This window comes from Hydrogenophaga sp., assembly GCF_041633695.1.
Lineage (GTDB): Bacteria > Pseudomonadota > Gammaproteobacteria > Burkholderiales > Burkholderiaceae_C > Hydrogenophaga.
On sequence record NZ_JBFJMY010000072.1, the window covers coordinates 1 to 13,937 of the forward strand.

The window sequence follows — 13,937 nt, forward strand, 5'->3', positions numbered from 1 at the left end:
CATCCTGAACAAACCCGGCATCAACATCTCCACGGCCGAAGACCCGTCGGAAATCAACTTGCCTGGTGTGAACCAGGTCAATGTCAACGACAAGGCTGGCCTGACGTTTGCGGCAGCACTCAAGGCGTTTCTGCGGCAGGATCCGGACGTGATCATGGTCGGTGAGATCCGGGATCTGGAAACGGCGGACATTTCCATCAAGGCCGCGCAGACCGGCCACATGGTGCTCTCGACCCTGCACACCAACGACGCGCCCACCACGCTGACGCGGATGATGAACATGGGCGTTCCCATGTTCAACATCGCTTCGAGCGTGATCCTGATCACGGCCCAGCGCCTAGCCCGGCGTCTGTGCCCGGTCTGCAAGACCACCTTGGACGCGCCACGCAAAGCCTTGCTCGACGCTGGTTTCAAAGCCGCAGACCTCGATGGCAGCTGGACACCCTACAAACCGGTGGGCTGCTCGGCCTGCAACAACGGCTACAAGGGACGGGTCGGCATTTACCAGGTGATGCCGATTTCGGAAGAAATTCAACGCATCATTCTGCGCAGCGGCAGTGCGCTGGACATTGCCCAGCAGGCGAGCAAAGAGGGCGTTCGAACCTTGCGCGAGTCCGGTCTGCTCAAGGTCAAACAAGGCCTGACCTCGCTGGAAGAAGTTCTGAGCGTGACCAATGAATAGACCGGCGCCCTGCGCCCGAATCTGAGGACACCATGGCAACCGCAGCATCCAAAAGCATCAAAGAGTTTGTTTTCGAATGGGAAGGCAAGGACCGCAACGGCAAGCAGGTGCGGGGTGAGACGCGTGCGGTGGGTGAAAACCAGGTTCTGGCGGCGCTGCGCCGCCAAGGTGTTTTTCCGACCAAGGTCAAGAAGCGCCGGATGACGTCGGGCAAGCGCATCAAGCCCAAGGACATCGCCATCTTCACCCGCCAGCTCGCCACCATGATGAAGGCGGGCGTGCCTTTGCTGCAATCCTTCGACATTGTCGGGCGAGGCAACCCCAATCCCAGCGTCAGCAAACTGCTCAACGACATCCGTTTGGACGTCGAAACGGGTACATCTTTGAGCGCGGCCTTTCGCAAACACCCGCTCTACTTCGACACCCTGTATTGCAACCTGGTAGAGGCGGGTGAAACGGCCGGTATTCTGGAAGAACTGCTGGACCGCCTGGCGGTCTATATGGAGAAAACCGAGGCGATCAAGTCCAAGATCAAGTCGGCCCTGATGTACCCGATTTCCGTGGTCATCGTCGCCTTTGTGGTGGTGGCCGTGATCATGATTTTTGTGATCCCGTCGTTCAAGGAAGTGTTCTCCTCCTTTGGCGCCGATCTACCGGGACCCACGCTGTTCGTGATCGCCATGAGCGAATTTTTCACTGAATACTGGTATCTGATCTTTGGTGGTTTGGGCGGCGGTTTTTATTTTTTCATGCAAGCCTGGCGGCGCAACGAAAAAGTCCAGATGTTCATGGATCGGGTGATGTTGAAGTTGCCGATTTTTGGCACCCTGGTCGAAAAATCCGTGGTCGCGCGCTGGACACGAACACTCTCCACCATGTTCGCGGCCGGTGTGCCCTTGGTCGAAGCACTGGATTCGGTCGGTGGCGCTGCGGGCAATTCGGTTTACGCGAAGGCCACCGAAAAAATCCAGCAGGAGGTCTCGACCGGTACCAGCCTCACCAATGCGATGACCAACGCCAATATCTTCCCGTCCATGGTGTTGCAGATGTGCGCCATCGGCGAAGAATCCGGTTCGATCGACCACATGCTGGGCAAAGCCGCCGACTTCTACGAATCCGAGGTGGACGACATGGTGGCGGGCATTTCCAGCCTGATGGAGCCCATCATCATCGTCCTGCTCGGCACCATCATCGGCGGCATTGTGGTCTCGATGTACCTGCCCATCTTCAAATTGGGTCAGGTGGTTTGATGTTGGTCTTGGGTGTGGTGGACGCCCTTGTGCTGGGTGTGCTGGGCTTGCTGGTCGGCAGTTTTCTCAACGTGGTGATCCACCGCTTGCCCAAAATGATGGAATTGCGCTGGGCCGCCGAATGCGAAGCGTTTCAGACTGCTCCTGGCGCTGCGCCGGTAGAGCCCGTGGCACAGCCGACTTTCAATCTCGTGTTGCCGCGCTCCAGATGCCCGCACTGCGACCACCAGATCCGCTGGTTCGAAAACGTGCCGGTCGTCAGCTACTTGGTGTTGAAGGGCAAGTGTGGCCACTGTGGCGCGCCCATCAGCGCGCGCTACCCCAGCGTGGAGTTGCTCAGCGCGGCCCTGTTTGCCTGGTGTGGCTGGCATTGGGGCATGACCTGGCCCGCCTTGGCCTGGAGCGGGTTTTCCGCAGCCGTGTTGGCTCTGGCGTTCATCGATTGGGACACCACCCTGTTGCCCGACGACATCACGCTGCCGCTGCTGTGGGTGGGCCTGTGCGCCAGCGCCCTGGGCTGGACCGACACCTTGCTGCCCGATGCGCTCTGGGGTGCCGTGGCCGGTTACCTTTCTTTGTGGCTGGTCTATTGGGCTTTCAAGCTGGTGACCGGAAAAGAAGGCATGGGCTACGGCGACTTCAAGTTGTTCGCAGCGTTTGGCGCCTGGTTCGGTTGGTCGGCGCTGATCCCGGTCATTCTGATGGCCTCGCTCATTGGGGCGGTGGTTGGCATCGCCATCAAGATCCGGGGCCAGTTGCGCGAAGGCGGTTATGTGCCGTTTGGTCCCTTCCTCGCCGTGGCCGGACTGACCGCCATGGTCTTCGGTCCATCGTCCATCCTGGCCACACTCGGCTTGTGACAACTGCAATGGCACGGACTCCGCTGCGGCTGGGATTGACCGGCGGCATTGGCAGCGGCAAAAGCACGGTGGCGGCCTTGCTGCAAAAGCGCGGCGCACTGCTCGTTGACGCCGACGCGATCTCCCGTGCCAGCACCTTGCCGGGCGGGTCGGCCATCACCGCAATCCAAGACACTTTCGGGCCCAGTTTCGTCGACGAAGCGGGCGGCATGCACCGCCAGCGCATGCGCGAACACGTTTTTGCACACCCCGAAGCGCGCAGACGGCTGGAAGCCATCATCCATCCCCTGGTGGCGGCGGAGATTCAGCGCCAGACCCGAGCCTCCTCGGCACGTTGCCAGGTATTTGACATTCCCCTGCTGGTGGAGTCCCCGCATTGGCGCGTGCAGCTGGACCGCGTCATGGTGGTCGACTGCAGCGAAGAGACCCAGATTCGGCGCGTGATCCAGCGCAACGCCTGGGAACGCTTGGCCGTTCAGGCGGTGATCAACAGCCAATGCCCACGCGCCAAGCGGCTGGCAGCAGCCGATGTCGTGATCTTCAACGACGGTAACCTGATCGAACCACTGGAACGTCTGGTAGACGGCTTGGCAAAACGGTTCGGGCTATGATGAAAGCCTGTTCCCTAGGCCTTTCCCGCGAAACGATGCCACTGTGATCCTGTACGAATACCCATTCAACGAACGCATACGCACCTACCTGCGGCTTGAACAGCTGTTCCGCCGCCTGGGCGAGTTGATCCAACGCAGCACTGCACTGGACCACCATTACGCCATCCAGACCATTTTTGAAATCATGGACGTCGCCTCGCGCGCCGACATGAAGTCCGATGTGCTCAAAGACATCGAACGGCAAAAGCAGTTGCTCAACAGCTACCGCGGCAATCCCGCCATCTCCGAGGAAGTGCTCGATGGTGTGATCGGGCAACTCGAAGGCTGTTTTGCACAACTCAACGAGCGCGCGGGCAAGACCGGCCAGGCGTTGACGGAAAACGACTGGTTGATGAGCATACGCAGCCGGATCGGCATTCCGGGCGGCACCTGCGAGTTCGACCTGCCGGCGTACTACGCCTGGCAGCACCAGCCAGCGCCCGTGCGGCAAGCCGATCTGCACGGCTGGGTCAGCACCCTGGGGCCTTTGGCCGAATCGATTGTGCTGCTCATGAAGATGCTGCGCGACTCGGGTTCGGCACAGAAAGTGATCGCCATCGGCGGGCAATTCCAGCAGACCCTGCCCCAGGGCCGCACCTTCCAGTTGCTGCGTTTGCGCATGGATGCGGGCCTGGGCCTGATCCCCGAAATCAGCGGCAACCGCTTGATGCTCTCGGTGCGCCTCATGCGACTGGGGGAGGACGACCGGCTGCACCCGGCGCCGGAAGACGCGGCGTTTGAGCTCACCTTGTGCGCATGAGCGCTGAGATGGCGGATCCAGCACCCGAACTGCCTGTCAAGATCGTGCGCTGTCCAGCGTGCGCGGGCGACAGTCTGTACGCGCACAGCAACCCGTACCGGCCTTTTTGCAGCGCCCGTTGCAAGGGTGTGGATTTCGGCGCCTGGGCCAGCGAAAGTTTCAAGTTGCCAGAACAAGAGTCCAACAGCGACCCGGACTTTGAACAAAGCTGAGCGCCGCGCCATCCGCTAGTAAGCACGCCCCACCTATGCGGCTTGCTCGTCCTCTAACCACTGCAACACCGGCACGGTGCCGGGCAAAATGGGCTCGCAAGACACCGGCAGCGTGGCCCACACAAAGCGCTGACCCTCGCGCATGTGCAACTCCCCTGTCCAGGCCAGCACCTTGCAAAAATGCAAGCGCACCAAGGCGTGGGGGTAGTCCACCAGTTGCTCGCGCCACACCAGCGCCGGGCCGATGGTGACGCCGATCTCCTCTTGCAACTCGCGCCGCAAAGCCTGTTCGACGGTTTCGAGTGCCTCGAGCTTGCCGCCCGGAAACTCCCAGTAACCCGCGTACACCTTGCCTTCGGGACGTGAGGTCAGGAGAAATTCGCCTTCGGGTGAGATCAATATGCCGACCGCAACATCCACCACTTTGCGCTCGCTCTCGGTGGAACGCTGTTGCTCGCTGTCCACCACCAAAACGGAAGAGGTCATGTCGATACAGGCTGTGTCGCCTCAAGCGCGCGCCGTGTGGGTGCCCGCGTAATCGCGTGCGAACTGGTAAGCCACCCGCCCGCTGCGCGATCCGCGCTCCAAGGCCCAGACCAGGGCCTGCGGTCGAGCGGCCTGAATGTCACCTGCACAAACACCGAAGGACGACAACCACTGTGCCACGATGGCCAGGTATTCGTCCTGGCTGAAGGGGTAAAAACTCACCCAGAGCCCGAAACGTTCCGAAAGTGAGATCTTTTCTTCCACCACCTCGCCCGGGTGCACCTCGCCATCGTCGCTGTGCGTGTAGCTCAGGTTTTCTTTCATGTACTCCGGCAACAGATGGCGGCGGTTGCTGGTGGCGTAGATCAGCACATTGGGGCTGGCCGCCGCCACCGAACCATCCAGAATCGATTTGAGCGCCTTGTAGCCGGGCTCCCCCTCCTCAAAGCTGAGGTCGTCGCAATACACCACGAAGCGTTCGCTGCATTCGGCCACCACATCGACGATGTCGGGCAAGTCCACCAGATCGCTCTTGTCCACTTCGATCAAACGCAGGCCTTGTGCCGCGTACTCGTTCAGACAGGCCTTCACCAGCGACGATTTTCCGGTTCCACGGGCGCCGGTCAAAAGCACGTTGTTGGCGGGCAGGCCCTGCACAAACTGCAAGGTGTTGCGCTGGATTTTTTCCTTCTGCGGCTCGATCTCTTTCAGATCGTCCAGTCGCATGCTGCCGACGTGGCGCACCGGCTCCAGCGCCCCATGGCCGTTGCTGCGCTTGCGGTAGCGAAACGCCACGGAAGCGCTCCAGTCCGGCGCCACCAGGGCTTGCGGCAGCACCGATTCGATGCGGGCCATGAGCTGTTCGGCGCGCACCACCAGGCGCATCAAGGCGGTGTCCTGGTCTGGCAACACGCTCATGAGCGGTAGTCCGCGTTGATGGTGACGTATTCGTGGCTGAAGTCGCAGGTCCAGACCGTCTCTTTGGCTTGACCGCGTCCGAGTCCGATGCGCACCCCGATTTCGGCGTTCTTCATCACACGCTGGCCGTCTTCTTCACGGTACAAGGGATGGCGGCCTCCGCTCTGGACCACATGCACATCGCCCAGATGCAACTCGATTTTCGAGGCATCGAGATCGGCAATGCCGGCATAGCCTACGGCGGCGAGGATGCGGCCCAGGTTGGGGTCGCTGGCGAAAAAAGCAGTCTTGACCAGCGGGGAATGGGCCACCGCATACGCGACCTGTAAACATTCTTCACCCGTCTGCCCGCCCTCCACCTCGATGGTGATGAACTTGGTGGCGCCTTCGCCATCGCGCACGATGGCATGCGCCAGGTGCTGCGCCACCGGCAGCAGCGCGGCCAGCAACGCCTGTCCGTCGGGACTCGCCAGATCGCTCACCACCGGATTGCCGGCCTGAGCGGTCGCGATCAGCACAAACGAATCGTTGGTCGAGGTGTCGCCGTCCACGGTCACACGGTTGAACGAACGGTCGGCCAGGTGTTTGGCCAGAACGGGCATGAGCGCCGGCGCCACGGCGGCGTCGGTTGCCATGAAGCCCAGCATGGTCGCCATATTGGGGCGGATCATGCCCGCGCCTTTGGCAATGCCGGTGACGCTCACCTTTTTGCCCCCCACCAAAGCCTGGCCGCTGGCGGCCTTGGGCACGGTGTCGGTGGTCATGATGCCTTCGGCTGCCGACAACCATTGCGCAGCGCCCATGGCATCGGGGCCTGCTGCGTCGGCCAGCGCGGCGGGCAAGCCCGCCAGCAGCCGGTCCAGCGGCAGAGGTTCCATGATGACGCCGGTGGAAAACGGCAACACCTGTTCGTGGTTCAAGCCCAGGGCACGGGCCATGGCGGTACAAGTCTGGCGCGCCACGGCCAAGCCGGGTTCACCGGTGCCGGCATTGGCGTTGCCGGTGTTGACCACCATGGCGCGGATGCCGCTCTGCGCGGCCAGGTACTCGCGGCACACTTGCACCGGCGCGGCCGCGTAACGGTTCTGGGTGAACACCGCGCCCACCGCACAGGCTTCGTCCAGCAGAAAGACCGTGAGGTCTTTGCGGTTGGCCTTGCGAATGCCGGCCTGTGCAACACCGATGCGCACACCTGGAATGGGCAGGAGCGCAGAAGCCAGAGGGGTTTCAAGCATGACAGGCATAGGGACTCCGGAGATGGCGAGCCGCCTTCAGGCGGCCCGTTGCAAAGAACAAGCCGTCAATCCAGCTTGCCGTGGCACTGTTTGTATTTTTTACCACTGCCACAGGGGCAGGGGTCGTTGCGCCCGACGCGGGGCACTTCGTCGGCTGCGTAGCGTGAAGCAACCGCCTGTTCGGTGGTGCTTTCCACCTCGCCGGTTTCGGTCGGGCCGGTATAGGTCACGTTGGCCAGATGCCCTGCCCGCTCCTCCATTTGCTCGGCCACTTCAGAAATCTGCTCGGCCGATTGCACCCGCACATTCATCAAGACACGGGTCACATCGTTCTTCACGCTGTCCAGCAATTGCCCGAACAGGACAAAAGCTTCCCGCTTGTATTCCTGCTTGGGCTGCTTCTGGGCATATCCGCGCAGGTGGATGCCCTGGCGCAGGTAGTCCAGCGCCGAGAGATGCTCGCGCCATTGGCTGTCGATGTTCTGCAGCAAAACCATGCGCTCGAACTGTGTGAAGTTCTCTTCGCCGGCCAGTGCCACTTTGCCCTCAAACACCTCGGTCGCTGCTTTTTGCACCCGTGCGGCGATCTCCTCGGCGTCGATGGCCTCGGCATCCGACACCCAGGACGTGACCGGCACGTCGACCGCCCACTCTTCGCGCAGACTGCGCTCCAGCCCCGGCAGGTCCCACTGCTCCTCCACACTGCCCGCCGGCACGAACTGCTGCACCAGGTCGTCCATGCAGCCTTCGCGCAGCGAATCGATTTGCGCGCGCAAACTTTGAGCGTCCAGGATGTCGTTGCGTTGCTGGTAGATCACCTTGCGTTGGTCGTTGGACACGTCGTCGTATTCCAGCAATTGTTTGCGGATATCGAAGTTGCGTGCCTCCACCTTGCGCTGCGCGCTCTCGATGCTGCGCGTGACAATGCCGGCTTCGATCGCCTCGCCTTCGGGCATCTTCAGGCGGTCCATGATGGCGCGCACACGGTCGCCCGCAAAAATGCGCATCAAGGAGTCGTCCAAGCTCAGGTAAAAACGCGACGAGCCCGGGTCGCCCTGTCGGCCCGAACGGCCACGCAACTGGTTGTCGATGCGGCGCGACTCGTGCCGCTCGGTCGCGATGATGCGCAAGCCACCCAAGGCCTTGACCTTGTCGTGGTCCTTCTGCCACTGCTCGCGCACCTCGGCCACGCGTGCCAGCTTGGCCGCGTCGTCCAGCGACAGATCCGCCTGCACCGCTTCGACCATTTTTTCAAGATTGCCGCCCAGCACGATGTCGGTGCCGCGGCCAGCCATGTTGGTGGCAATGGTGATGGCGCCCGGCCGGCCGGCCTGGATGATGATGTCGGCCTCGCGCGCATGCTGCTTGGCGTTGAGCACCTCGTGCGGCAGCTTTTCCTTTTCCAGCAGCGTCGCGATGATTTCGGAGTTTTCGATCGACGAGGTGCCCACCAGCACCGGCTGGCCACGTTCGTGGCACTCGCGGATGTCCTGGATGGCGGCGACGTATTTTTCCTGCGTGGTCTTGTAGACGCGGTCGAGCTGGTCGTCGCGTTTGCTGGGCCGGTTGGGTGGAATCACCACCGTTTCCAGGCCATAGATTTCCTGGAATTCGTAGGCTTCGGTATCGGCGGTACCGGTCATGCCCGACAGCTTGCGGTAGAGCCGGAAGTAGTTCTGGAAGGTGATCGAAGCCAGGGTCTGGTTCTCCGGCTGGATCGGCACGCCTTCCTTGGCCTCCACCGCCTGGTGCAGGCCATCGCTCCAGCGCCGCCCCGACATCAGGCGCCCGGTGAACTCGTCCACGATGACGATTTCGCCACCCTGGTTCACGTACTGCTGGTCGCGGTGGTACAGGTGGTGTGCCTTCAGGCCAGTCACCAGATGGTGCAACAGAGAAATATTGGCCGGCTCGTACAGCGAAGCACCTTCGGGCAGCAGCCCGGCCTGGCTCAACAGCTGCTCGGCGTGCTCATGGCCTTGCTCCGTCATATGGATGCTGTGGGCTTTCTCGTCCATGGTGAAGTCACCTGGCTTGGTCACGCCTTCACCGGTGCGGGGGTCGGCCTCACCCTCTTGTTTGCTCAGGCGCGGAATCAACTGGTTGATGGCCAGGTAGAGCGCGGTCTGGTCTTCGGCCTGGCCACTGATGATCAGCGGCGTGCGCGCTTCGTCGATCAGGATCGAGTCCACCTCGTCCACGATGGCGAAGTTCAGCGCGCGCTGCACACGGTCGCCGGCTTCATGGACCATGTTGTCGCGCAGGTAGTCGAAACCGTATTCGTTGTTGGTGCCGTAGGTGATGTCTGCCCCGTAGGCCGCCTGCTTTTCCTCCCGGCTGGCTTGTGGCAGGTTGATACCCACGGTCAGGCCCAGGTAGTTGTACAGGCGCCCCATCCACTGGGCGTCGCGACTGGCCAGGTAGTCGTTCACGGTGACCACGTGCACACCCTTGCCGGTCAGCGCATTGAGGTACACCGGCAGCGTCGAGGTCAGCGTCTTGCCTTCACCGGTTCGCATCTCTGCCACCTTGCCATGGTGCAAGGCCAGTCCACCGGCCATCTGCACGTCGAAGTGGCGCATTTTCATGACGCGCTTGCTGCCTTCGCGCACCAGTGCAAACGCCTCGGGCAAGACATCGTCGAGCGATTCCCCGTTGGCGATACGCTGCTTGAACGCCGCCGTTTGCGCGCGCAGCTCATCCTCGCTGAGCTTTTCGTATCCGGCTTCGAGGGCGTTGATGCGCTCCACCGTTTTGCGGTAGGTTTTGAGCAACCGGTCGTTGCGGCTACCGAATATTTTGGTGAGGATGTTTGTGGCCATACGTGCACGCCTGCACCAGAGCCCTCGTGGGCGCCGGACAGGCCAAGTGGAATTGGAGAGCTCTCGGACGCGCGACGCGAACCGCCGGACGTTACACAGAATTTGCTGCTAAACGCGGGACTTTCAAGAGCAAAGCGGTCATTTTACCCGCCCCATTCTTAAGCCGTTCAGGGCCGCCGAGGACCCTTGCTGGCCAGTTCGGTTGTGGCCACATTTTCCCCGGCCGCCAGGAAGCGCGCGGGGTCTTGCACCACCCCCGAAACCCACACTTCAAAGTGCAGATGGGGCCCGGTCGATCGTCCGGTGGAGCCCACCTCGGCGATCTTCTGCCCACGCTTGATGATGTCGCCCTTGGTCACAAACACCCGAGAGGTGTGGGCATAGCGGGTGATCAAATCGTTTCCATGGTCGATTTCGATCATGTTCCCATAGGCCGCATGGTGCTCCTGCACCACCACCACCCCACCGGCTGCTGCGTAAATGGGGGTGCCGATATCCGCTGGAAAATCCAGACCGGTGTGCAAGGCAGAACGGCCGGTGATGGGGTCGATGCGGAAACCAAAGGGCGAGCCCACATGCACGTCATTGACCGGCTTTTGGGTCGGAACCATGGTGCGCTGGATCTTCTGGTCAAACAGGCGCGACTCCACCACCGTCAGCCAGTCGACGCGGGAACTGCTGTTGTGGTCGAGCTGGTCCATCGCGCCCATCAGCTCGCTGGCCGACAAATCACGCCCGGCCACCAAAGCGCCACCCGCCCCCTGAGGCGCCTTGAACTCCGCTGGGTTGAGCCCCGCCAGTCCGGCCACACGCTCGCCCAGCGATTCGATCTGCATCATGCGGGCCTGCATTTCGCCCAGCTTGCGCGCCATGGCATCGAGGTTCGCCCGCATGTAGGAGTCCTTGGACTCCAACTCGCTCTTGTTGACCATGCGCCCAATGGAACCAAAGGCCGGCCAGCCCTGGCGCACGCCTTCAAGAAATACCCAGTGGTACGCGGCGACCGAGCTCAGAACCAACAGCATCGCAGCAAGCAGACCCGCAGCCAGGAGCTTGAGCCCGTTCAGGTGGATGGCCTGGCTCTTGGCCAGCCAGGCGTCGGTGATAATGATGTGCACGATTAACCTTTCACGATGGCCGTGGACGCCATCCACGGCACTCAAATTGCATGACCGAGCAGCCCCGCCGCCACCAAATGCAGAGCGTCACGCAAGCGCTCGGGGGGGCGCCCACGTTGGCTGCGCTGCAGGAACGCATACGCGAATCCAGGCATTGCATGGACTTGGTGGAACACCTGATTCCCGCAGCCTTGCGGCGCCACGTCACGCCCGGCCCGATCCAAGAAAACGAATGGTGTTTGCTGGTACGCAGTACCGCCGCATCGACCAAGCTGCGCCAGTTGTTGCCCAGCCTGCGGCAAGAACTGACCCAAAAGGGTGCACAGGTTAACGCGATCCGGATCAAAGTCCAAACCCAACACCGCTGAACGGTGTTGGCAAGGCGTCGTGCGGCACAGATAAGGTCATTTGGTGCCGATTGTCTGACTCGAACAGACGACCTATCGCTTACAAGGCGATTGCTCTACCAACTGAGCTAAACCGGCTGAAACCCGCAAACGGCTATTTTACTTGACCCGCTTGAGCGTGGGGCGACCTCCGCCTCTTGGACCGCCATCCGGCGGGGAGTCTTCCGGCGCCGGCGTGTCCGCCCCACTGGACGTGCCCTCGCTGGGCACCGCGCGCAAGGTGGCGCGGGCCTGTGTATCCGAGGAGGCATCCGCAGACACCTCTGGCGACAGGCCCGAGGGCGCTGCCGGGACCAGCGCTGCAGATGGCGCCGGGAACGCCATGCCTTGCCCGTTTTCCCGCGCATAAATGGCGACCACATGGCTCACCGGCACCACAATGTTCCGGGACACCCCGCCAAAACGCGCCTTGAATTCGATGAAATCGTTCCCCAGTCGCAGCGAACTGGTGGCGTCGACACTCATGTTGAGCACGATTTCCCCATTTTTGACGTGCTCCATCGGAACCTGCACCGAGGCGTCCACCTGCACCGCGATGTAGGGGGAAAAGCCGTTGTCGGCGCACCATTCGTGCAAAGCCCGTATCAGGTAGGGACGCGTCGAAGGGGTTTCTGAATCTGACAAACTCATGGGGTTTCTGAGAGCGCACGGGCCCAAGGCCTGAAAGGCCTCGGGCCGATTTTCACTTGCGCATGACTTTTTCGGAAGGTGTCAGCGCCTCGATATAAGCGGGGCGCGAGAAAATGCGTTCGGCGTACTTCAGCAACGGAGCCGCATTCTTGCTCAGCTCGATGCCGTAAAAGTCCAGGCGCCAGAGCAAGGGAGCAATCGCCACGTCGAGCATGGAGAAGTTGTCACCCAGCATGAATTTGTTCTTGAGGAACACAGGTGCGAGCTGGGTCAAGCGGTCACGGATGTGCGCACGGGCTTTCTCCAAGGCCTTTTCATTGCCCTTGGTCGTGCGCGACTCCAGCACGGAGACATGCGCAAACAGCTCTTTTTCGAAATTCAGCAAGAACAGACGCACGCGGGCACGGTCGACCGGGTCACCGGGCATGAGCTGGGGATGCGGGAAACGCTCGTCGATGTACTCGTTGATGATGTTCGATTCGTAAAGAATCAGGTCGCGCTCCACCAAGATAGGCACTTGCCCATAGGGGTTCATGACGCTGATGTCTTCCGGCTTGTTGTACAGATCGACGTCCCGGATCTCAAAATCCATGCCTTTTTCGAACAGCACGAAGCGGCAGCGGTGGGAATAGGGGCAGGTGGTGCCCGAGTACAAGACCATCATTTGGGTGTCTCCTCAATGCAAAAACAGTGGTTGTGACTCACCGCGTGCGTGCGGTACAGCCCAACCACTGTGGAAATTTCAAGTCCCCGGCAAGGCCGGCAACTCAAAGCGGTGCTTATTTGATGTCTTTCCAGTATGACGCGTTCAGTCGCCAAGCCACCAACGAGAAAGTCAGCAGGAACAACAAGACCCAGACACCGATTCGCACACGGGTATTTTGCGCGGGCTCACTCATCCATTGCAGGTAAGCGACCAGATCGCCCACGTTGTCGTCAAATGCCGCTGGGCTGAGCGTGCCCGGCTTGACCTGATCCCAGCCCCGCAAAATTTCGGACTCGTGGCCATGCGCGGTCACCTCTTCCAGCACCGGCTTGCGCTCGCCCTGCAGCTGCCACAAGGGGTTGGGCATGCCCACATTGGGAAATGCCAGGTTGTTCCAGCCCGTGGGCTTGGCATCGTCCCGGTAGTAGGACCTCAGAAAGGTGTACAGATAGTCCGCACCCGAACCACCGGCACCCGAGCGCGAACGCGCCATCAGGGTGAGATCGGGTGGGTTCTTGCCGAACCAGGCCTTGGCCTGGAGCGGATCGATCGACGCCTTCATGGTGTCGCCGATCTTGTCGGTGGCAAAAGTGAGGTTTTCCGCAATCTGCTTGTCGGTCAGGCCAATGTCGCGCAAGCGGTTGTAGCGCATGAAGGCAGCGGAATGGCAGCTCAAGCAGTAGTTGACGAAAATTTTGGCGCCGTTTTGCAAAGCGGCCATGTCGTTGGTGCGGCTGGGAGCCTTGTCCAGTGGAATCCCGCCTTCAGAGGCGAACACCGCCCCCGACAGACCCAAGGCCAGCAGCGCGCCCAAAAGAATTTTTTTCATTTTTGACTCTCTGTTTTGTCGGTTGGCGGTCAGTGCGGCTTGAAGGTGACGCGATCGGGCACTGGCTTGAATGTACCCAAGCGACTCCACCACGGCATCAACAAAAAGAAGCCGAAATAAAAGAGTGTTCCGACTTGCGACACACGCTCGCCAAGGGGGGACGGCGGCTGCACGCCCAGGTAGCCCAGGATCAGGAAGTTGATCACGAACACGCCGTACAAGGTTTTGTGCCAGCTGGGGCGGTAGCGTATCGATTTGACCGGGCTGTTGTCCAGCCAGGGCAAGAAGAACAGGATGATGACCGCGCCACCCATGGCCACCACGCCCCAGAACTTGGCGTCGATGGCAAACAGCAAGGCCACCAGGACCACG

15 protein-coding genes, 1 tRNA gene and 1 pseudogene are annotated in these 13,937 nt (G+C 61.2%); 7 read left to right on the plus strand and 10 right to left on the minus strand.

Annotated elements, in window-relative coordinates; translation table 11 throughout:
• The 6 genes from ABYB95_RS06580 to ABYB95_RS06605 all read left to right on the plus strand — a co-directional run.
• Window positions 1-682 (plus strand): ATPase, T2SS/T4P/T4SS family (locus tag ABYB95_RS06580; RefSeq protein ID WP_372657679.1); only part of this gene is annotated, 682 nt, incomplete at its 5' end.
• 32 nt (window positions 683-714) lie between these two features.
• Window positions 715-1,932 (plus strand): type II secretion system F family protein, encoded by a 1,218-nt coding sequence (locus ABYB95_RS06585; protein WP_372657680.1) that lies wholly within the window; start codon window positions 715-717, stop codon window positions 1,930-1,932.
• The gene (locus ABYB95_RS06590) at window positions 1,932-2,792 is read left to right on the plus strand and encodes an A24 family peptidase (RefSeq protein WP_372657681.1); all 861 of its coding nucleotides are present in this window, start codon (window positions 1,932-1,934) and stop codon (window positions 2,790-2,792) included. Before ABYB95_RS06585 ends, ABYB95_RS06590 begins: the two co-directional genes overlap by 1 nt.
• An 8-nt stretch (window positions 2,793-2,800) precedes the next feature.
• The gene (gene coaE, locus ABYB95_RS06595; protein WP_372657682.1) at window positions 2,801-3,403 is read left to right on the plus strand and encodes a dephospho-CoA kinase; all 603 of its coding nucleotides are present in this window, start codon (window positions 2,801-2,803) and stop codon (window positions 3,401-3,403) included.
• A 43-nt stretch (window positions 3,404-3,446) separates the two neighbouring features.
• Window positions 3,447-4,202, plus strand: a complete 756-nt coding sequence (gene zapD, locus ABYB95_RS06600; RefSeq protein ID WP_372657683.1) for a cell division protein ZapD — start codon at window positions 3,447-3,449, stop codon at window positions 4,200-4,202.
• An 8-nt stretch (window positions 4,203-4,210) separates the two neighbouring features.
• A complete protein-coding gene (locus ABYB95_RS06605) occupies window positions 4,211-4,414 on the plus strand; it encodes a DNA gyrase inhibitor YacG (RefSeq protein WP_372657684.1) in 204 nt (67 codons plus the stop codon).
• 33 nt (window positions 4,415-4,447) lie between these two features.
• Here ABYB95_RS06605 and ABYB95_RS06610 read toward each other — a convergent pair whose 3' ends face one another.
• From ABYB95_RS06610 to ABYB95_RS06630, 5 genes are all read right to left on the minus strand, one after another.
• Window positions 4,448-4,900 (minus strand): NUDIX domain-containing protein, encoded by a 453-nt coding sequence (locus ABYB95_RS06610; RefSeq protein ID WP_372657685.1) that lies wholly within the window; start codon window positions 4,898-4,900, stop codon window positions 4,448-4,450.
• 21 nt (window positions 4,901-4,921) lie between these two features.
• Window positions 4,922-5,818, minus strand: a complete 897-nt coding sequence (locus tag ABYB95_RS06615) for an ATP-binding protein (protein WP_372657686.1) — start codon at window positions 5,816-5,818, stop codon at window positions 4,922-4,924.
• Window positions 5,815-7,062, minus strand: coding sequence for a bifunctional glutamate N-acetyltransferase/amino-acid acetyltransferase ArgJ (gene argJ, locus ABYB95_RS06620; RefSeq protein ID WP_372657687.1), 1,248 nt, complete (start codon window positions 7,060-7,062; stop codon window positions 5,815-5,817). The genes ABYB95_RS06615 and argJ overlap by 4 nt, the downstream gene beginning before the upstream one ends.
• Window positions 7,063-7,118: 56 nt before the next feature.
• A complete protein-coding gene (gene secA / locus ABYB95_RS06625; RefSeq protein WP_372657688.1) occupies window positions 7,119-9,875 on the minus strand; it encodes a preprotein translocase subunit SecA in 2,757 nt (918 codons plus the stop codon).
• 167 nt (window positions 9,876-10,042) lie between these two features.
• A complete protein-coding gene (locus tag ABYB95_RS06630; RefSeq protein ID WP_372657689.1) occupies window positions 10,043-10,993 on the minus strand; it encodes a M23 family metallopeptidase in 951 nt (316 codons plus the stop codon).
• Between the two features lie 50 nt (window positions 10,994-11,043).
• Here ABYB95_RS06630 and ABYB95_RS06635 point away from each other — a divergent pair, with 50 nt between their 5' ends.
• Complete coding sequence (locus tag ABYB95_RS06635; protein WP_372657690.1) at window positions 11,044-11,361, plus strand: DciA family protein; 318 nt, start codon at window positions 11,044-11,046, stop codon at window positions 11,359-11,361.
• Window positions 11,362-11,402: 41 nt separating this feature from the next.
• Here ABYB95_RS06635 and ABYB95_RS06640 read toward each other — a convergent pair.
• The 5 genes and pseudogenes from ABYB95_RS06640 to ABYB95_RS06660 all read right to left on the minus strand — a co-directional run.
• A tRNA-Thr gene (locus ABYB95_RS06640) sits at window positions 11,403-11,478 on the minus strand.
• Window positions 11,479-11,499: 21 nt separating this feature from the next.
• Window positions 11,500-12,030: a ClpXP protease specificity-enhancing factor gene (locus tag ABYB95_RS06645; RefSeq protein WP_372657691.1), complete on the minus strand. Its 531-nt coding sequence runs from the start codon at window positions 12,028-12,030 to the stop codon at window positions 11,500-11,502.
• Between the two features lie 52 nt (window positions 12,031-12,082).
• Window positions 12,083-12,694, minus strand: coding sequence for a glutathione S-transferase N-terminal domain-containing protein (locus ABYB95_RS06650; protein WP_372657692.1), 612 nt, complete (start codon window positions 12,692-12,694; stop codon window positions 12,083-12,085).
• 115 nt (window positions 12,695-12,809) lie between these two features.
• Entirely contained in the window at window positions 12,810-13,565 is a 756-nt protein-coding gene (locus ABYB95_RS06655; protein ID WP_372657693.1) for a cytochrome c1, read from the minus strand.
• Between the two features lie 29 nt (window positions 13,566-13,594).
• Window positions 13,595-13,937, minus strand: a pseudogene (locus ABYB95_RS06660) (cytochrome bc complex cytochrome b subunit); the annotation flags it as partial.